18 protein-coding genes are annotated in these 17,902 nt (G+C 68.7%); 8 read left to right on the top strand and 10 right to left on the bottom strand.

Going from position 1 to position 17,902, the window contains the following annotated elements:
- Positions 1 to 5: 5 nt before the first annotated feature.
- Complete coding sequence (locus K0817_RS06235; RefSeq protein ID WP_219980910.1) at positions 6 to 749, bottom strand: SDR family oxidoreductase; 744 nt, start codon at positions 747 to 749, stop codon at positions 6 to 8.
- Positions 750 to 865: 116 nt separating this feature from the next.
- Between K0817_RS06235 and K0817_RS06240 the strand changes: the two genes are divergently transcribed.
- The gene (locus K0817_RS06240; RefSeq protein ID WP_219980520.1) at positions 866 to 3,010 is read left to right on the top strand and encodes an alpha/beta fold hydrolase; all 2,145 of its coding nucleotides are present in this window, start codon (positions 866 to 868) and stop codon (positions 3,008 to 3,010) included.
- Between the two features lie 194 nt (positions 3,011 to 3,204).
- On the opposite strand, the gene K0817_RS06245 is transcribed toward K0817_RS06240, so the two are convergent.
- Complete coding sequence (locus K0817_RS06245; protein WP_219980521.1) at positions 3,205 to 3,390, bottom strand: DUF1918 domain-containing protein; 186 nt, start codon at positions 3,388 to 3,390, stop codon at positions 3,205 to 3,207.
- A 64-nt stretch (positions 3,391 to 3,454) separates the two neighbouring features.
- Complete coding sequence (locus tag K0817_RS06250) at positions 3,455 to 3,679, bottom strand: hypothetical protein (protein WP_219980522.1); 225 nt, start codon at positions 3,677 to 3,679, stop codon at positions 3,455 to 3,457.
- 109 nt (positions 3,680 to 3,788) lie between these two features.
- Here K0817_RS06250 and K0817_RS06255 point away from each other — a divergent pair, with 109 nt between their 5' ends.
- A complete protein-coding gene (locus K0817_RS06255; RefSeq protein ID WP_219980523.1) occupies positions 3,789 to 4,706 on the top strand; it encodes an aldo/keto reductase in 918 nt (305 codons plus the stop codon).
- A 103-nt stretch (positions 4,707 to 4,809) separates the two neighbouring features.
- Here the strand turns inward: K0817_RS06255 and K0817_RS06260 are convergent, their stop codons facing one another.
- From K0817_RS06260 to K0817_RS06275, 4 genes are all read right to left on the bottom strand, one after another.
- Entirely contained in the window at positions 4,810 to 5,226 is a 417-nt protein-coding gene (locus K0817_RS06260; RefSeq protein ID WP_219980911.1) for a VOC family protein, read from the bottom strand.
- Between the two features lie 116 nt (positions 5,227 to 5,342).
- Positions 5,343 to 6,356, bottom strand: a complete 1,014-nt coding sequence (locus tag K0817_RS06265; protein WP_219980524.1) for a DNA-3-methyladenine glycosylase — start codon at positions 6,354 to 6,356, stop codon at positions 5,343 to 5,345.
- Between the two features lie 358 nt (positions 6,357 to 6,714).
- The gene (locus tag K0817_RS06270; RefSeq protein ID WP_219980525.1) at positions 6,715 to 7,458 is read right to left on the bottom strand and encodes a winged helix-turn-helix domain-containing protein; all 744 of its coding nucleotides are present in this window, start codon (positions 7,456 to 7,458) and stop codon (positions 6,715 to 6,717) included.
- Between the two features lie 399 nt (positions 7,459 to 7,857).
- Positions 7,858 to 8,577, bottom strand: coding sequence for a FadR/GntR family transcriptional regulator (locus K0817_RS06275; protein WP_219980526.1), 720 nt, complete (start codon positions 8,575 to 8,577; stop codon positions 7,858 to 7,860).
- A gap of 70 nt (positions 8,578 to 8,647) precedes the next feature.
- Here K0817_RS06275 and K0817_RS06280 point away from each other — a divergent pair, with 70 nt between their 5' ends.
- On the top strand, positions 8,648 to 9,505 hold the full coding sequence (locus K0817_RS06280; RefSeq protein ID WP_219980527.1) for an amidohydrolase: 858 nt from the start codon (positions 8,648 to 8,650) through the stop codon (positions 9,503 to 9,505).
- Positions 9,506 to 9,533: 28 nt separating this feature from the next.
- On the opposite strand, the gene K0817_RS06285 is transcribed toward K0817_RS06280, so the two are convergent.
- Complete coding sequence (locus tag K0817_RS06285; RefSeq protein WP_219980528.1) at positions 9,534 to 10,295, bottom strand: SDR family NAD(P)-dependent oxidoreductase; 762 nt, start codon at positions 10,293 to 10,295, stop codon at positions 9,534 to 9,536.
- Positions 10,292 to 11,149, bottom strand: a complete 858-nt coding sequence (locus K0817_RS06290; protein WP_219980529.1) for a fumarylacetoacetate hydrolase family protein — start codon at positions 11,147 to 11,149, stop codon at positions 10,292 to 10,294. Before K0817_RS06290 ends, K0817_RS06285 begins: the two co-directional genes overlap by 4 nt.
- A 144-nt stretch (positions 11,150 to 11,293) precedes the next feature.
- On the opposite strand from K0817_RS06290, the gene K0817_RS06295 reads away from it, so the two are divergent.
- Together K0817_RS06295 and K0817_RS06300 are read left to right on the top strand one after the other, a co-directional pair.
- Complete coding sequence (locus K0817_RS06295) at positions 11,294 to 12,589, top strand: enolase C-terminal domain-like protein (RefSeq protein ID WP_219980530.1); 1,296 nt, start codon at positions 11,294 to 11,296, stop codon at positions 12,587 to 12,589.
- Complete coding sequence (locus K0817_RS06300; RefSeq protein ID WP_219980531.1) at positions 12,576 to 13,586, top strand: aldo/keto reductase; 1,011 nt, start codon at positions 12,576 to 12,578, stop codon at positions 13,584 to 13,586. The genes K0817_RS06295 and K0817_RS06300 overlap by 14 nt, the downstream gene beginning before the upstream one ends.
- Here the strand turns inward: K0817_RS06300 and K0817_RS06305 are convergent.
- On the bottom strand, positions 13,581 to 14,552 hold the full coding sequence (locus K0817_RS06305) for an acetylxylan esterase (RefSeq protein ID WP_219980532.1): 972 nt from the start codon (positions 14,550 to 14,552) through the stop codon (positions 13,581 to 13,583). The two genes, K0817_RS06300 and K0817_RS06305, sit on opposite strands and share 6 nt — an antisense overlap.
- Positions 14,553 to 14,719: 167 nt before the next feature.
- Here K0817_RS06305 and K0817_RS06310 point away from each other — a divergent pair, with 167 nt between their 5' ends.
- Genes K0817_RS06310 through K0817_RS06320 form a run of 3 tightly spaced genes read left to right on the top strand, consistent with a single transcriptional unit; the run spans position 14,720 to position 17,896 of the window.
- Complete coding sequence (locus tag K0817_RS06310) at positions 14,720 to 16,033, top strand: ABC transporter substrate-binding protein (RefSeq protein WP_219980533.1); 1,314 nt, start codon at positions 14,720 to 14,722, stop codon at positions 16,031 to 16,033.
- 8 nt (positions 16,034 to 16,041) lie between these two features.
- Entirely contained in the window at positions 16,042 to 16,977 is a 936-nt protein-coding gene (locus K0817_RS06315) for a carbohydrate ABC transporter permease (RefSeq protein WP_219980534.1), read from the top strand.
- Positions 16,967 to 17,896 carry a carbohydrate ABC transporter permease gene (locus tag K0817_RS06320; protein ID WP_253735222.1) on the top strand — a complete coding sequence of 310 codons (930 nt, stop codon included), beginning with the start codon at positions 16,967 to 16,969 and terminating at the stop codon, positions 17,894 to 17,896. Before K0817_RS06315 ends, K0817_RS06320 begins: the two co-directional genes overlap by 11 nt.
- Positions 17,897 to 17,902 lie beyond the last annotated feature (6 nt).

The following is a 17,902-nucleotide window of genomic DNA, read 5'->3' on the forward strand; positions in this document are numbered from 1 at the left end:
AGCGGTCAGCCGGTCCGTTCCAGCCATTCGGTGAACGTCTCGGCGCCTACCTGGGCGCCCGGTCCTGGCAGTGCCAGACCGGCCCGCATGCCCTTCATCTGGGCCCCGGGCAGGCTGACCGACGGCATCCAGCCCCGGTGTCCGATCCGGCGCGCGTAGGCCCTCACCATGTCGTCCAGACGTTCCTCGCGTGGTCCTGCAAGGTCCACCGCCCGCCCGACGGGCCCGCCTGCGGCGAGACGTGCGAGATGGGTGGCGACTTCGCGCGCCGCGACCGGCTGCACGCGCGCCCGCGGCGCGAGGTGCAGCGGGCCGATGCCCGCGCGGGCGAACAGCTGGGCCGAGAACTCATGGAACTGCGTCGCCCGCTGGATCGACCAGGGAACGGGGGATGCCTCCACCACAGCCTCCTGCGCGAGCTTGCCGGCGTAGTACTGATGGGGGATGCGGTCGATGCCGACGATGGACAGCAGGACCACGTGCCGTACGCCCGCGCGCGCGGCCGCGGCTACGAGATTGCCGGTGGCCGTGCGGAAGAACCGTGTCGCCTTGTCGGCCGACAGCGTCGAGAGATTCGCGGTGTCGATGACGGCGTCGGCGCCCGCGAGGGCCGCGTCCAGGCCCTCCCCGGTGACGAGGTCGACGCCCGACCCCCGGCTCAGCGAGATCGCGTGATGGCCGGCGGCTCGCACGGCATCGACGGTGCAGCGCCCGACGACGCCCGTGCCGCCGGCGACGGCGATCGTCAGCGGGTGCGGGAGGTCTTGGGGATCGATCATCTCCACTCGACGATGGCCGAGCGCGAGGGCTTTCGTCAATCCCGCCCCGGAAGGGCGCGCTGTTCCCGCTCCATTAGCGTGGAGCCATGGCGACCCCTTCCGACTCCACTCCGTTCCACGAGCTGACCGAATACATCGCGCTTCCCCGCGTGGAGGCGCTGGCGCTGTCGCCGGATGGGCGGACCGCCGTGCTGACCGTCGCCACCCTCAAGAAGGATGCAACCGGGTACGAGCGGTCGCTGTGGGCTGTACCCGCCGGCGGGGGCGGTGCGCCACGACGACTCACCCGCTCCGCGAAGGGCGAGAGCGGCGCCGCCTTCACCGCCAGCGGCGATCTGCTGTTCGTCTCGGCCCGCCCGGACGGCGACGGCGACGACGAGTCGGGACAGCTCTGGATGCTTCCCGCGGCGGGCGGTGAGGCGCGGCCGGTCACCCGGCTCGCGGGCGGCGTCGAGGGCATCGCGGCGACGGCCGAGGCGAGCGAGCGGGTCGTGATCTCGGCCGCCCTGCTGCCAGCCTCCGACTCGCTCGAGGGCGACGCCGCGCTGCGGGCACGCCGCAAGGACAAGAAGGTGTCGGCGATCCTGCACGACACCTACCCGGTGCGCTTCTGGGACCACGACCTCGGCCCCGCTGAGCCGCACCTGTTCGCGCTCGACGTCGACCGGCTCGCCGACACGATCGCGGCGGTGGCTGAGGAAGTCGCCGGCGACACGGGCGACGCGGGCGGCGCGGACGACGCGGCTGACGGGGCGGATGCGCCTGCGGCAGCAGCATCCGACGACAAGCCCTACCCCGCGACGCTGCCACGCCCGCGCGACCTGACGCCGAAGCCGGGTCGTTCGGCCGACCACGCCGAGGCTGCCCTCACGCCGGACGGCGCCACGCTCGTGGTCTCGATAGAGCGGCGCGAGCAGCGCAGCGGACGCCGAGTGATCGTGCGGATCGACACCGACACCGGCGAGCAGGCGACCCTCTTCGACGAGGTGGGCGTCGACTACGAGATGCCGGCGATCAGCCACGACGGCACGCTGCTGGCTTACCTGCGCACCGAGAAGAGCACGCCGGCCGCGCCGACCGACTACGAGCTGTGGGTGGCCTCCCTCGACGGCTCGCAGCCGCGGCGCATCGCCGAGGGCTGGGACCGCTGGCCGACCTCGTTCCAGTTCGACGCCGATGACTCCGCCCTCATCGCGACGGCGGACTCGGATGGTCGCGGGCCGGTGTTCCGCGTGCCGCTGGACGGGTCGGCGCCCGTCCAACTTTCCCACGACGACTTCGCGTACTCGCACGTCGTGGTGGACCGCACGAGCGGTGAGCTGGTCGCCCTGCGCTCGTCGTGGGTCGTGCCGCCGCACCCGGTGCGCGTCGCACGTGACGGCGTCGTCACGCCGCTCTCTACGCCCGCCCCCGCCCCGGCCGCTCCCGGGACGATCACCGAGGTCGAGACGACCGCCGAGGACGGCGCGCGCGTACGCGGCTGGCTGCTGCTGCCCGAGGGGACGTCGACGGATGCCCCGGCCCCGCTCCTGCTGTGGATTCATGGCGGTCCCCTCAACAGCTGGAACGCCTGGAGCTGGCGGTGGGCGCCGCTGCTCGCGGTGGCGCGCGGGTACGCCGTGCTGCTTCCGGACCCGGCGCTGTCCACCGGCTACGGGCTCGATTTCATCGCCCGGGGATGGAACAGCTGGGGTGGCAAGCCATACACCGACCTGCAGTCGATCACCGATGCCGTGATCGCCCGGGACGACATCGATGAGACGCGCACCGCGGCGATGGGCGGATCCTTCGGCGGCTACATGGCCAACTGGATCGCCGGTCACACCGACCGGTTCCGCGCGATCGTCACGCACGCGAGCCTGTGGGCGCTGGACCAGTTCGCCGGCACCACCGACAGCTCGGAGTACTGGCAGCGGATCTTCACCACCGAGGCCATGGTGCAGCACTCCCCGCACCGGTTCGTGCGCGACATCCGCACGCCGCTCCTCGTGGTGCACGGCGACAAGGACTACCGCGTTCCCATCGGCGAAAGCCTGCGGCTGTGGTCGGAGCTGGCCGAGCACCACGCCGACCAGGACGGTCGCATGCCGCACCGCTTCCTGTACTTCCCCGATGAGAACCACTGGGTGCTGAAGCCGCAGCACGCGATCGTCTGGTATCAGACCGTGTTCGCATTCCTCGACGAGCACGTGCGGGGCGACGAGTTCGCTCGGCCCGAGCTTCTCGGCTGATCCGGCCGGCAGGGTTGCCGGCGGACACAGAATCGGATTCGCAGCTCGACACGCTGGGAGCGGATGCCGCAGCACGGCGTGTCGCGAAAGATCTCCGATTCTGTGTCCGGCGCCGGCGCCGGCGCGGGCTCAGCGCGGGCTCAGCGCGGGCGCCGTTCCGGCGATCGCGACCACGCAGTCGGCGGGGCCTCGTCTCAGGGCGTATGCCGGATCTCGCAGTCGCTGCCGGGGGACAGGATCGCCTCGTGGCCGTCGTCGTATCTCACGACGAGCAGCGGATTCTCTGCGCTGCCACGAACTTCGATCACCTCGCCGGCGCGTTCGGCGGCACCGACGACCCGTCCGTGGATGATCACACGGTCGCCGACGGTTGCGTGCATGCAGACCACCTCCTCGCGCTCACGATACGACGCGAGCGGCCGGTTGTGTAGGGCCCGACTGGGTTCAGAGCTGGGCGCCGTCGTCGTCGCGGTTCTCGAGTCCCACGTTGCGCCCCCGCCACGACTCGTACGCCATGAGCCAGCCGATCGAGACCGCCGCCGCCAGCACCAGTCCGAGCAGCAGGTTGCCCCAGATCATTCCGAAGACGATGCCGAGGGTGAACATGAGCGCCGTGCCGAACGCCCAACCGGAATGCCCGCGCGTCCAACCTCTGCCCTTCGATGCCATGGCCACAGCCTAGGGCCACATGTGCTGCCCGCTGCTCATCCTGCGCGGCGGTCGCCCGGCTGGATCGCTAGGTTGGGTTGCACTGACCGCGCGATACGAAACGGATGCCATGGCACTCAACGTCAGCCCGCTCACCCTCGGCACCTCCGGCCTCGGCCGCGACACCGAGCCAGGTTCACCCCAAGAGGAGGCCGCGGTCGCGATCGCGACCGATCTGCTCTCGAGCAGCCACAGCTTCGTCGACACCTCCAACAACTATGCCGCCGGACGCTCCGAAGCCGTCCTGGGGCTGGCCATCGGACGGATCGGCCCCAACGCGCAGACGCGGGTCATCTCGAAGGTCGACAGCGACCCCGACACCGGCGCCTTCGACCGCGACCGCGTGCTGCGCTCGTTCGACGAGACGACGGCACGGCTGGGCGTGGATTGGCTGCCCCTGCTGCACCTTCACGACCCCTACACCGTGACGTTCGAAGAGGCGATGGCTCGGGGTGGGGCGGTCGAGGGTCTCATCGAGCTGCGCGAGTCGGGTCGCGTCGGCGGCATCGGGGTGGCGGCGGCGCCGATCCCGCTCATGGCCCGGTATGTGCAGACCGGAGTCTTCGACGCCGTGCTCATCCACAACCGGTTCACGGTGGTCGATCAGTCGGCGGCGCCGGTATTCGCGGACGCGCAGGAGCGAGGGATGACGGTCTTCAACGCGGCTCCCTTCGGATCGGGGATTCTCGCGACCGGTTCCCGGGAAGGCGCGATCTATGACTATCGCCCCGCGACACCGGAGCTCGTCGCGTGGGTGCAGCAGCTCGAGAAGGTCTGCACGGCCCATCGCGTGTCGCTTCCCGCGGTCGCCCTGCATTACTCGCTGAGGTCGCCGTTGGTCGACTCGACGGTGGTCGGCGTCGCGTCGCCGGGCCGCCGCGAACAGCTGGATGAACTCGCCGCAGCGGAGATCCCCGACGCCGTGTGGCAGGAGCTGGACGATCTCGGGCCGGCGCCTACGCCGGTCGACGACAGCCGCTACGCCTGAGCTCGTTGATCGCGGCGAGCTCAGATCAACGAGCGCGGCACGCGGGCGCGATGGGCGGTCCGTCCGGTACGACGGGCTCACCCATCGCGCCGGACGGCCCGCGTCAGTCCTGCGCGGGGTCGATGGAGATCATCCAGTCGATGCCGAACTTGTCGGTGAGCATCCCGAACTTGCCGCCCCATGGCGGGGTGTCCAGCGGCATGACGATGGTGCCGCCATCGGCGAGCTTGTCCCAGTACCCCTGGAGCGACGGTTCGTCGTCGCCACTGACCGACACCGAGATACCGGCCGGCTTCTCGTAGGTCATGCCCGAGGGGGTGTCGGCGCCCATCAGCACGAAGCCGTCAGGGCTGGTGAGCTGCGCGTGCATGATGAGGTCGTTCTCGGCGGGATCCTGGACCATGCCCTCGTACTCGCCGAACGTGTTGACGTCGAGGTCGCCCCCGAACACGGTCTGGTAGAAGGTCATGGCCTCGCGGGCCTCGTTCTTGAAGGACAGATAGGGATTGAGGCTGGGCATATCGAACTCCTGGAGGTAGAAGATGGATGCCGCGCCCGGCCGCGTGGCGTGACCCAGTGTGGTGCGGGCCTCCGACATCCGCAAGGAACTCCGCCGGGCGGTGCGACAGCGCACGTTCAGCGGCCGCGGTGGTCTTCCGGATGCAGCCGCGGGCCGCGGCGGGCCTCGCGCACGCCGCTCGCGCCGATCAGACGGATGACCCGCTGGCGCTGACCCGCCCAAGGTGCCAGGAGGCGCAGCATCCCGTCGTCGTCCACCCGGTGACCCGTCAGCGCGTAGCCGACCTCGTGAGCGAGGTGGTAGTCGCCCACGCTCACCGCGTCGGGATCGCCCAGGGCGCGGATGCGCGTCTCGGCCGAGGTCCATGGGCCGATGCCCGGCTGACTGATCAGGACGCGGTCGACGGCTTCGCCGTCGTCGGCTGCCCGCACGGCGCGCACGAGTGATTCGCCGCGGCGTGCGGTGCGCACCACGGTCTTCGACTGCGGAGGCTCGAGCCCTGCGCGATGCCAAGCCCACGACGGCACGTGCTGCCAGCCCTCGATCGTCGGCGGGGCGAACATCGGAGTGGGCGTCGGGCCCGGTGCGCGCTCGCCGCACCAGGTGACGACGCGTCGCCAGGCCCCGAACGCCTGCATGCCGGTGACCTTCTGCTCGAGGATCGCGCTGACGAGGGCATCGAAGACGAGATCGGTGCGCGATATCCGGATGCCGGGGTTGCGGCGATGCGCATCGGCGATGAGCGGATGCCGCGACGCGTCGAAGTCGCCCTGATCGTCGTCGGCTCCGCACAGTGCCGGCAGCCGGCTCAGCGCCCACTCGCGTCCTGGGCCCCACGCGGCACCGCGGATCACTCCGGGATGCGTTTCGCGGATCGCGAGGGTCGCGATGCCCAGCGGCGTTCTGCTCGCCCACCAGATCACCGACCCGTGGACCGTCATCGTCGGGTCGCCGGCACCGTGGCGCTGATAGAGCACGGTGCGCCGCAGATCGAGAGGGTGCCGCGGCCGGTACTCGGTCTCGAGGGGACGGCCGTGATCCGGCCTCGGATCGCGGGGACCGTTGCGAGAGCGCCCGGCGTACGTCGCGGCATCCCTCGTGCGAGGAATGCGCGAAAGCGACGTCGTCATGCCCTCACCCTACGCTCGGGCCCCCGACATCCACGCGCCCCTCGCTCCCGTCTCGGCCGTCTGTGTCTCTCGCCGACCATGTGGGTTTCTCGCCGACCATGTGGGTTTCTCGCCGACCATGTCGACATGCTCGGCGTAGAACAGACATGCTCGGCGCGGGACGGACATGCTCGGCGTAGAACAGACATGCTCGGCGTAGAACGGACATGGTCGGCGCGGGACGGACATGCTCGGCGCGGGACGGACATGCTCGGCGCGGGACGGACATGCTCGGCGCGGGACGGACATGGTCGGCGCGGGACCGACATGGTCGGCGCCGGACCGACATGCTCGGCGGGGGAGAGGGGGGGTGAAAAGCTCAGAAGCGGTCGGGCGACGGGGTGCCGTGGCCGTAGCGGATCACGACGTCGGCGTGGCGGTCGAACCGGTAGCCGACGCCGCGAACGGTGCGCACGATGTCTTCGTAGCGGCCGAGCTTGGCGCGCAGGCGCCGCACGTGCACGTCGATCGTGCGCTCGCCGGGCGCCTCTTCTTCTGTGGCGCCCTGCCACAGCGACGTCACGAGTTCGGTGCGCTCGATCGTGCGGCCCTCACGAAGCACGAGGTACTGCAGCAGCTCGAACTCCTTGAAGGTGAATGCGGCCGACTCACCGTCGATGAGCACGCGCTTGCGCGAGATGTCGACGACCACGCCGCCGGCGTTGCGGTCCTCGTCCTCGGGCTCGTCCTGCTTGGTGCGAGCGATCGCGGAGGGCTCGTGCAGTGCCAGCCTGACGACATCCACGTCACGGCCGCCGGCTCCCACCGGGGCGAGAGCGACCGTGGCGTACGTCTCGGCGCCGGGGGCGAGCTCGGCGATGGTGCGGCGGAGCGCGTCGACGAGGACGCCGAGGCTCACACCGGATGCGGCGGCCTTGGCCTCGTCGAGGCCCACGTAGAGGGCGAAGCCGCGCGGCGCGGTGCCGGCGGGCAGGTTGCGAGCGGCGGGCTGCGCCGGCTCGGCCGCCGGTGCGGAGGGCGCATCGACACGGGTGGGGTGGCTTACCGTGCGAGGCTGGCGGGTCGTATCGGCGGGACGGTCGAGGAGAGCGGTGGTCGACATGATGATGGTCCTTGCGGGAGGAACCCGATGTGCGCGCGGGTTCGGATGTGCTGCGGCCAGGATCGGCCGGGGCCTGCGGAAGGCCGTGCCCGACAGTGGGCTTGTATGCGAAGCGACAGCGGGCGTGCGTGATCGACGCGCGGTCCCGGTGCTTCGGGGGACGACCTCGAGCGTGTTCAGAAACGAGCGAGGAGTCCGGCGGGGGTCACCGTGCTAGTGGCACATTCGACAACACATGACGACGCCACCGGCCATCATCATGCCGGCAGTCCCGTTCGCCTCCCAGGCGGACAGAGAGCGTGCGTTGTCAGTCATGAGGCCGATTATTACGGAAATTGTCCCAATACGTCAAATCGCACGGATGCCACGGCCAGATCGTGACCGAATATGACAAAGTGCTCAGTCCGATGTCACGGGCGGGGTCTCGGCGGCCGCGTCCCCCGTGGCGTCCCGCGCCTGCCGCAACCACTGTTCGACGCCGGCGATATGCGTCGTGGCCAGAGCTGTGGCCAAGTCAACGTCGTGCGCGGCAATGGCTGCGACGATCGCACGGTGCTCGGCCAGGGTCCGCTCAACCGCTCCGGCCTCGGTGAGACCGCGCCACAGTCGTGCTCGGACGGTCTGGCTGGTGAGGCTCTCGACGAGGCTCGCGAGATACCGGTTGCCGGCGAGTTCGACGATCGCACGGTGGAACCGCACATCGTGCTCGACGAGCGTCTCGATGTCGGTATCGGTGTCGATGGACTCCAGCTCTTGCATCAGATCGTTGACGTCGTCGCCCGTCGCAATCCGCGCGGCGATCCCCGTGGCCTGTGACTCCAGCATCCGGCGCACTCCGAAGACCTCCAGGAGCGAGCGGTCGTCCTGCAGATCGACGACGAAGCCGATGGCCTCAAGAAGCAGACGGGGCTCGAGGCTGGTGACGTACGTGCCGTCACCGCGCCGCACATCGAGCACGCGGATGACCTCGAGGGCTTTCACCGCCTCGCGCATGGAACTGCGGGACAGCCCCAGTTGGTCCGCGAGCTCCTTCTCGGGCGGCAGACGGTCTCCCGGGCGGAGCTGCCCGCCGACGATCATGGCCTTGATCCGCTGGATCGCCTCGTCCGTGACCGCCATGCCGCAATGATAGGCGAGACATCGGATGTCCGGGGCCCTGCTTGTGGGTGAGGACGGAAGAATGGCGAGCATGCGCATCCTGGACAGCCACCTTCACCTGTGGGACCCCGCCGTGTTGACGTACGGGTGGCTCGAGGGGCCGCTCCGCCGGCGGTTCGGGCCCGACGAGCTGCACGCCGCGCTCGGCGAGATGCCCGAACAGCGGGAGCGGGCATTCATCTTCGTGCAGGCCGAGTGCCTGCCCGAGCAGACGGTCGCAGAGGTCGACTGGGTCTCTTCGCTGGCTGTCCAGGCCGCGGTGCGGGGCATCGTGGCCCGCGCTCCTCTCGAGCAGGGGGCAGAGGCAGGAGATCTGCTCGAGGAGCTGCGCGCGAATCCTCTGGTGGTCGGCATCCGCCGCAACCTGCAGGACGAGCCGCGCAGCTTCGCCCGGCGAGATGGGTTCGTCGAAGGCGCCGGGTGCGTCGCCCGGTTGGGATTGGTGTTCGACGCATGCGTGCGCCCCGAGCAGCTCGTGGATGTCGCCGCCTTGGCGGATGCGCTTCCCGAACTGATCATCGTGCTGGATCACCTCGGCAAGCCGCCGGTCGGATCCGCCGAGCGTCCGGCATATCCGGACGCGACCACATGGGAGACCGACATCCGTGAGCTCGCAGCGCGCCCCAACGTCAGCTGCAAGCTCTCCGGTCTTCCCGCCGAGAGCAGCGGCGAATGGTCGGCCGACCAGCTGGTGCCCTTTCTCGACACCGCACTGGAAGCGTTCGGGCCGGACCGGGTGATGTTCGGAAGCGACTGGCCCGTGTCCGTTCGCGCGGACTACCCGCGCTGGAGCGGAGCCGTGATGTCGTGGCTTTCGACCAGGACGACCCCGGAGGAAGCCGACGCCGTGCTCTGGCGCAACGCCGAGCGCGTCTACCGCCTCGTCTGAATCCTCGTCGTCCGTATGCTTCGGTCGCTCAGGTCCCCGGCGGGCGGAGCCGTAGCCCCGACATTCCGCCGTCCACCTCGATGTACGTTCCGGTCGTGGAACCTGATTGCGGGCTCACCAGGTAGAGCACCGCGCCGGCCACCTCGTCGGCCGACACGAGCCGCCCGTGCGGTTGCCGTGACTCGAGTGCGGACCGTTCCGCGTCGGGATCGGCCGCGCTCGAGAGGAGCCGGTCGACCCACGGCGTCGCAGCAGTACCCGGATTGACGGCGTTGACGCGAATCCCCTCGCGGAGATGGTCCGCCGCCATCGCCCGCGTGAGCGAGAGCACCGCACCCTTCGAGGCGCTGTACAGAGCGCGCTGGGGAAGACCGGCGGTCGCCGCGATGGACGAGATGTTGCACACCGACGCCGCGGGAGAGCGGCGCAGCCAGGGCATGGCCGCCGCCGTCACGCGTGCGATCCCCGTGACGTTGACGGACAGCACGCGCGCCCACTCCCCGTCGTCCCCCGCCGTCACGTCTCCCTGCGCACCGATGCCCGCGTTGTTCACGACGATGTCGATGCGGCCGAAGCGCTCGGCAACGGCCGACATCGCAACCTCGATGCTCGCCCGATCGGCGACATCCGCTGCGAGCGAGAGAAATCGCGAGTCCGCTTCGGACGGGTCGAGATCGAGCACCGCGACCGAGGCTCCGGCCGCGCTGAGGCGGGCGGCGATCGCCGCGCCGATGCCCGATGCTCCGCCGGTGACGACAGCGACCAAACCTGCGAGCTCGTTCCCACTCATCGCACGTCCGTAGCGACCAGACGCTGGCGCTGAGCGCCGAGGCCCTCGATCTCGATGTCCACGATGTCTCCCGCGCGCAGGTAAGGGAAGCGGCCGGACAGGGCGACACCTTCGGGCGTACCCGTGAGGATCAGATCGCCCGGCTCGAGCGCGAGATACTGCGACAGATGCCACACGATGTGGTCGACCGGGAAGATCATGTCCGCGGTGGTGGAGTCCTGGCGAGGCTCGCCGTTGACGAAGCTGCGCAGTCGCAGGTCGCGGTGGTCGGTCTCGTCGGGAGTGACCAGCCACGGACCGGTCGGGTTGAACCCCGGCGCGCACTTGCCCTTCGACCACTGTCCCCCTGACTGCTCCAGTTGGAAGGTCCTCTCCGAGACGTCGTTCGCCGTCACGAACCCCGCGATGTGGAGGGAAGCTTCCTCGGGCGAGCGAAGGTAGCTCGCCCGCCTGCCCACGACGATCCCCAGCTCGACTTCCCAATCGGTCCTGGTGCTCCCCGGAGGGATCGGGACGTCGTCGTTCGGTCCGACGACCGTGTTCGGCGTCTTCAGGAACATGATGGGCACCTCGGGCGGGGCTGAGCCGGACTCGGCCGCGTGCGCCGCATAGTTCATGCCGATGCAGATGACCGCGCTCGGACGAGCGATCGGAGGGCCCACGCGCAGCAATGCGGCACCGGGGAGTTCGCTCAACCGCTCGTCGCGGAGCGCGTCGCGCGTCAAGCCCACCGGGTCGCTCTCGAGAAACGCACCGTCGATGTCGGGAGTGATCGGCCGGAGGTCGAGGTGGCGCCCGTCGTCGATGACGACGGGGATCTCTCGACCGGGATCGCCGAGTCGCGCGAATCTCATGCAGGGCTCCTGTCAGTGCGGACGGGGATGACGGCTCATCCTCGCATTGACAGTATAGACATCGGATGTTTAGCTCTTGTAGGGCTTCCATCTAGCGCCACAGCACCACGGAGCCACTGCATTTGCGGGAATCAGGAGTATTGCGTGAGCCGTATCGTCGCCCTCGAGACTACAGACATCCGATTTCCCACGTCGCTCACCCTCGACGGCTCGGACGCGATGAATCCAGACCCGGATTACTCGGCTGCGTACGCGAGGATCGTGACGGATGCCGCAGACGGCGTCGAAGGTCACTCCCTCGTCTTCACCATCGGACGGGGCAACGACGTCCAAGTCGCCGCGCTCGCCGCGTTGGCCGAGTATCTCGTGGGGCACAGTCTGGAGCCGATGCTCGACGATATGGGAGCGACCTGGCGCGCCCTGGTCGGCGACTCGCAACTGCGATGGCTGGGTCCGGAGAAGGGCGTCATGCACATGGCGATCGGTGCCGTCATCAACGCGCTCTGGGACATCAAGGCCAAACGGGCCGGGCTTCCGCTGTGGCGTCTGCTCGCCGGCATGTCCCCTGAGGAGATCGTCGGCCTGGTGGACTTTCGCTACCTCACGAATGCGCTCACCCCCAGCGAAGCCCTCGACCTGCTCCGCGCCGCGGAGCCGGGACGCAACGAGCGGGAGGAACGGCTTCTCGCCGAGGGATACCCCGCGTACACGACGAGCCCCGGCTGGCTGGGATACTCCGACGAGAAACTGGCGAGGCTGTGCCGTGAGGCGCTCGCGGACGGCTTCCGCCAGATCAAGCTCAAAGTCGGAGCGAGTCTGGCGGACGACATCCGGCGCCTTCGCATCGCTCGGGAGATCTGCGGGCCGGAGTTCCCCATCGCCGTGGACGCGAACCAGCGGTGGGAGGTGTCGGAGGCCATCGATTGGATGCGGGCTCTGGCACCGATGCGCCCGACGTGGATCGAGGAGCCGACCAGCCCCGACGACGTGCTCGGTCACGCCGAGATCGCGCGTGCGATCGCTCCGATTCGTGTGGCCACCGGGGAGCACGCGCACAACCGCGTCATCTTCAAGCAGCTCCTTCAGGCCTCGGCGATCGCGGTCATGCAGATCGATGCGGTGCGAGTCGGCGGCGTCAACGAGAACATCGCGAACCTTCTTCTCGCGGCGAAGTTCGGCGTGCCGGTGTGTCCCCACGCCGGAGGTGTCGGGTTGTGCGAGGCGGTTCAGCACCTCTCGATGTTCGATTACGTCGCGGTGAGCGGAAGCAGGGATGGACGAATGATCGAGTACGTCGATCACCTGCACGAGCACTTCGTCGTCCCCACCGTGATCCGCGACGGTTCGTATCTCGCACCCCTCGCCCCCGGCGCCGGCATGGAGATGCACGCCGAGAGCAGGGCCCGGTACGAATGGGCCGTCGCGCATGCGACTGTCTGAGCCGGCAGGCGTCCTGGATCGGATGGGGCGGATCGGCTACGGTGCCGCCAATCTCGGCAACCTCCATCGTGAACTCACCGACGACGAGGCGTGGGCGGTGCTGGATGCCGCCTGGGACAGCGGCGTGCGCGCCTTCGACACCGCTCCGCACTACGGGCTGGGCCTGTCCGAGCGCCGGCTCGGTGCGTTCCTGCGCGCCAAGCCGCGCGACGAGTACGTTCTGTCGACGAAGGTCGGGCGTCTTCTCCGTGTGAACCCCGATGACGACGGAAGCCTCGACCTCGACAACGACTTCCACGTGCCGGCCGCCTTGAGACGGGTCTGGGATTTCAGCGGCGAGGGAATCCGCACGAGCCTGGAGGAGTCGCTCGAGCGTCTCGGGCTCGATCGTGTCGACATTCTCTACCTCCACGATCCCGAGCGGCACGACCTCGACCTTGCCGTCGCGCAAGCACTTCCTGCCTTGGTAGAACTGCGTGAGTCGGGGGTCGTGAGCGCGGTCGGAGTCGGCACGATGACCACCGCGGCGATCGAGGCGGTCACGGCGGCGGCCGCGTTGGACCTGGTCATGATCGCGGGTCGCTACACCCTCCTCGAGCAGCCGGCCGCGAGTGTCTTGCCCGAGATGTCGCGACGAGGCACCTCGGCCGTAGCGGCTTCGGTGTTCAACTCCGGTCTGCTCGCCTCCCCTCGACCGGAGCGAGATGCCCGGTACGAGTACGGCCGGCTGCCCGACGAGCTGTGGGACAGGCTTGTTCGCATCGCCGACATCTGTGATGCGCACCAGGTGCCGCTGCCTGCCGCAGCGATCCAGTTCCCGTTGCGTGCGGCCGTCGTCCGCTCGGTCGTCGTAGGAGGAAGCCGGCCGGCGCAGGTGTCCGAGAACGCCGCCCGGATGAACGAGGAGATCCCAGAGGCCCTGTGGGCAGATCTCGCGGCCGCGGGCCTGATCCCCCAGGAAGATCGGGTCGGGCGGGAGGCCCCGGCGACGTCATAGTCGGCTGCGCAGCCACTCCACCTGGCGATGCCAATGACGGAACGCTCCGCCATCGTGTCCGTTGTACTCGTAGACCTCGATGGACTTGTCGGATGCCGGCACCGCGTTGAAGGCGGCGAACACCGTGGACGGCAGCACGACCTCGTCCATCAGCGCCGCTGAGAAGTATGCGGGGGCGTGGATGCGGCGAGCGAGGATCGCCGCATCGAAATACGAGAGAGTTCGCAGGACGCGCTCGGCGTCGTCGCGATGCACGGACAGATAGCGGGTGATCTCGGTGAACGGCGGCTCGGGAGTGCGGGTGATCGAGCGCGGGAAGTCGCACAGGAACGGCACGTCGGCCAAGACCGCCGAGACATCCGACGACAGGGCTGCCGCCGCGATCGCGATTCCGCCCCCTTGGCTGGCGCCGGACACGGCGATCCGGGCGGAGTCTACGAAGGGGAGGGCCTTCGCGTGGTCGACGAGCCGGACCGCATCGGTGTACACCCGGCGGTAGTAGTACGTGTCAGGGTGGTGGATGCCGCGCGTCATGAAGCCCGCTGTGGCCGGCCCGGAGCCGTGAGGATCGGGCGTATCGCCGCCGTGGCCCCATCCGCTGCCCTGGCCGCGCGTGTCCATGAGGATGTGCACGTAGCCGGCGGCCGCCCACGCGAGCTTCTCGCCCGGCAACCCGCGCCCGCCGCCGTACCCCACGTACTCGATCACGGCCGGGCGGCGCTCGTCGGCCCGGGTCGGTCTCGTGACCCATCCGCGGATCGGCTCGCCGCCGTACCCCGAGAACGTTGCATCCTCGACGATCAGGTCACTGAAGGCTTCGACGGGGGAGAGCTGCAACCCTCCTCCCGCCGCGCGGGAGTCCGCGATGGTCCTCGCCCAGAACTCGTCGAGGTCACGGGGCGCAGAAAGCGAGGGCTGGTAGGCGCGGAGAGCCTCCAGCGGCATGTCCGTTTGCGAGAGAGCCATGCGTCTATGGATCCAATCATCCGATGTTTAGCGATGTATTCGCTTGACTTTTTGTTTCATGCAAGCACAAAATGTAGTCGGCCCGGGGGCAGGAGGCACTCTCTCTTGGCCGAAAGCCAGCGATTCCCGCCGACGGGAACGACAATGTCGTCTCGAAAGGACATCAGATGAATGCAAGGACGCTCATCCGCCGACCCGCACTCCGGTCGGCCGCCGTCATCGCCGCGGGCGCCCTCGCGCTCGCAGGGCTGACGGCCTGTGCCGCAGGCGAAGGTTCCGACCCCGCATCCGCCGACGGCACGGAGGTCGAGTTCTGGGGCTGGGTTCCCGGCCTGGAGGACCTCGTCGCCCAATGGAACGAGGAGAACCCCGACATCCAGGTCTCCTTCCATCGGATGACCGGAGACGACGGGCAGAAGGTCGAAGCTGCCGTCGACGCCGGTTCAGGCCCCGACCTGGTGCAGCTGAGTACGCACTCTCTGCCCGACTATGTGATCGCCGAGCGCGTCGTGGACATCACCGAGTACGTGGCCGACGACGAGGCGAACTACACGCCTGCTTCGTGGGCGTCCGTGTCGTTCGACGGGCGCGTCTACGGCGTCCCGCAGGGCATCGGCCCGGCCGGCATGATGTACCGCACCGACATCTTCGAGCAGTACGGCCTCGAGGTGCCCGAAACGTGGGACGAGTACCTCGCCGCGGCGCGGGCGCTCAAGGCCGCGAACCCCGAGGTGTTCATCGCCAACCTCTCGCCCAGCGAGATCGGGCAATGGGCGCAGGAGATCCAGCAGGCCGAGAGCAGCTGGTACGGCATCGAGGGCGACGCGTGGAAGGTCGGCGTGAACGACGAGGGCAGCAGATTGGTTGCCGAGCGCTGGCAGACCCTGCTGGATGAGGGCCTGGTCACGACCGAGCAGATGTGGACGCCGGAGTACTGGGCCCTCGTCAACAACGGCTCCATCGCGACGATCTCGTATGCGGCATGGTTCCCGTCGATCCTCGCGGAGAACGCCGCCGACCTCGCAGGCAAGTGGGCGGTCGCACCGCTGCCCAAGAACGCGGGCTCCGACAACTCCGGCGATTCGGGCGGTGCTGCCGTCGTGGTCCTCGCCAATGCGGACGCACCGGAGGCAGCGGCGGAGTTCGCCAGCTGGCTCAACGGCTCGGACGACACCCAAGAGGCTCTCATCACCGTCGGCGGGCTCTTCCCGTCCACGCTCAACGGCCTCTCGTCTCCGGCGCTGCTCGAGGAGAGCGAGTTCTACGGTGGTCAGGTCGTCAACGAGGTCTTCATCGAGTCGGCGGAGCACACGCCGTCGACCTGGGTCGAAGGGCCGAACTACGGCACGATCCAGACGGCGATCCTCGACGAGTTCGCGAAGGTCGTCGCCGGTCAGCAGACATTCGTCGAGGCGCTCGACGTGGCGCAGGCCGCAGCGGTCGCCGACCTCGAGGCGCGCGGCCTCAGCGTCGTCGAGTAGCGATGTCTGTGGCCTCCACTGCCCGAGTTCCCCGGCGCCGGTTCACCGGCGCCGGGGCGCCCTGGGTTCCGTACGCGTTCGTCGCACCCTTCGTCGTGCTGTTCCTTCTCTTCCTCGTCGCGCCGATCGGCGTGGCGATCGTGAACAGCCTGTTCTCCAGGCAGTCCAGCGGGCTCGGCTTCGGGGGCTCCACGGTCGACTTCATCGGACTCGCGAACTTCGCCCGGGCGTTCGCCGACACCGACTTTCTCATGGGCTTCCCGAGGGTGCTGCTCTACGGGGTCGTGCAGGTCCCCGTCATGATGGCCGTCGCGGCCGCATTCGCGCTCCTCTTCGACAGTGCCCTCGTCAGGGGCCGGCGCTTCTTCCAGTTCGCGATCTTCCTCCCATACGCCGTTCCGAGCGTGATCGCGGCACTGCTGTGGGGCTTCCTGTATCAGCCGTCCGTGAGCCCGATCCTGCAGCTCCTCAGCGGATGGGGGATCGACGTCGACGTGCTGGCTCCCGGCACCGTCCTGTGGTCCATCGCGAACATCAATCTCTGGTCGCTCATCGGCATCAACATGATCATCCTGTTCGCTGCGCTTCAGGGCGTTCCCCGCGAGATGTACGAGGCGGCGCGCCTGGACGGAGCGGGCGAGCTGCGCACAGCGCTGCAGATCAAGCTGCCGATGATCGGGCCCGCAATCCTGCTCACCACGCTGTCATCGGTGATCGGCACGCTCCAGCTGTTCAACGAGCCGCAGGTGCTGCAGTCCGTGACCTCCAACATCCCCAGCGATTACACGCCGAACATGGCGATCTATGCCGCGTCGACTCTGGGCAAAGACCCGTACCTCGCTTCCGCCATGGCTGTCATTCTCGGCCTCGCCACGCTCTTGGTGTCGCTGGGTCTGCTGGCAGCGAACCGACGTACGACGAAGCGAGCTTCCGATGGCATCTGACACGATCCTGCGCGAGGTCGAGGCATCCGTCGCGACCGACCCTCAGCCCCGCAGACGCACCACGTTCGTGAACGGCGATCGCGTGAGCCGCGGATGGATGGTCGTGGTGACCATCGTCATGACCATCGCCGCCGCGTACTTCCTCATCCCGGTCCTCTGGCTCGTCATCGCGTCCACGAAGACAACCGGCGACCTCTTCTCGACCCCCGGATTCGCGTTTGCAGACTTCAACCTGTTCGAGAATCTGGCGGCGCTCAGCACGTACGACGACGGCATCTTCTGGCGCTGGAGCCTGAACTCGATCATCTACTCGGTGATCGGATCAGCGCTCACGACGCTCGTGTGCGCGCTCACCGGCTATGCGCTCGCGGTCTACCGCTTCCGGGGCCGGAAGGTGCTCATCTCGGTGATCCTCGCGAGCCTGCTGGTACCCGGCACGGTCATCGCGCAGCCGACCTACGTCCTGCTCGTGGGTCTGGGCCTCGACAACACATATGCCGGTCTGCTGCTGCCGGCACTCGTGTATCCGTTCGGCGTACTCCTGTGCTTCATCTACGCGCAGTCGGCCGTCCCGCTCGAGCTCGTGGAGGCGGCGCGGCTCGACGGCGCGGGCGAGCTGCGCATCTTCGGCTCACTGGGGCTGCGACTCATGGGCACGGGCCTGGTCACCGTTCTGCTGTTCGCCTTCCTCGGCAGCTGGAACAGCTACATCCTTCCGCTCCTCGTGCTCACCGACCAGGAGCTCATGCCGCTCACGGTCGGGCTGACGGGCTGGAGTCAGGCATCGATCACGATCCCGGGACTGCAGATCCTGACGGTCGTCGGTTCGCTCGTCTCGATCATCCCGATCGCGATCGTCTTCGTGTCGCTGCAGCGATTCTGGCGGTCGGGGCTCACCGCCGGCAGCGTGCGAGGCTGAGCGATC

This window comes from Microbacterium sp. HD4P20, from assembly GCF_019449275.2.
Classification (GTDB): domain Bacteria; phylum Actinomycetota; class Actinomycetes; order Actinomycetales; family Microbacteriaceae; genus Microbacterium.

Bases quoted from the DNA above. Each gene is read 5' to 3' on its own strand.
- K0817_RS06240 (WP_219980520.1), top strand. From the start codon at position 866: ATGGCGACCCCTTCCGACTCCACTCCGTTCCACGAGCTGACCGAATAC.
- K0817_RS06245 (WP_219980521.1), bottom strand. From the start codon at position 3,390: ATGCACGCAACCGTCGGCGACCGTGTGATCATCCACGGACGGGTCGTC.
- K0817_RS06250 (WP_219980522.1), bottom strand. From the start codon at position 3,679: ATGGCATCGAAGGGCAGAGGTTGGACGCGCGGGCATTCCGGTTGGGCG.
- K0817_RS06255 (WP_219980523.1), top strand. From the start codon at position 3,789: ATGGCACTCAACGTCAGCCCGCTCACCCTCGGCACCTCCGGCCTCGGC.
- K0817_RS06260 (WP_219980911.1), bottom strand. From the start codon at position 5,226: ATGCCCAGCCTCAATCCCTATCTGTCCTTCAAGAACGAGGCCCGCGAG.
- K0817_RS06265 (WP_219980524.1), bottom strand. From the start codon at position 6,356: ATGACGACGTCGCTTTCGCGCATTCCTCGCACGAGGGATGCCGCGACG.
- K0817_RS06270 (WP_219980525.1), bottom strand. From the start codon at position 7,458: ATGTCGACCACCGCTCTCCTCGACCGTCCCGCCGATACGACCCGCCAG.
- K0817_RS06275 (WP_219980526.1), bottom strand. From the start codon at position 8,577: ATGGCGGTCACGGACGAGGCGATCCAGCGGATCAAGGCCATGATCGTC.
- K0817_RS06280 (WP_219980527.1), top strand. From the start codon at position 8,648: ATGCGCATCCTGGACAGCCACCTTCACCTGTGGGACCCCGCCGTGTTG.
- K0817_RS06285 (WP_219980528.1), bottom strand. From the start codon at position 10,295: ATGAGTGGGAACGAGCTCGCAGGTTTGGTCGCTGTCGTCACCGGCGGA.
- K0817_RS06290 (WP_219980529.1), bottom strand. From the start codon at position 11,149: ATGAGATTCGCGCGACTCGGCGATCCCGGTCGAGAGATCCCCGTCGTC.
- K0817_RS06300 (WP_219980531.1), top strand. From the start codon at position 12,576: ATGCGACTGTCTGAGCCGGCAGGCGTCCTGGATCGGATGGGGCGGATC.
- K0817_RS06305 (WP_219980532.1), bottom strand. From the start codon at position 14,552: ATGGCTCTCTCGCAAACGGACATGCCGCTGGAGGCTCTCCGCGCCTAC.
- K0817_RS06310 (WP_219980533.1), top strand. From the start codon at position 14,720: ATGAATGCAAGGACGCTCATCCGCCGACCCGCACTCCGGTCGGCCGCC.
- K0817_RS06320 (WP_253735222.1), top strand. From the start codon at position 16,967: ATGGCATCTGACACGATCCTGCGCGAGGTCGAGGCATCCGTCGCGACC.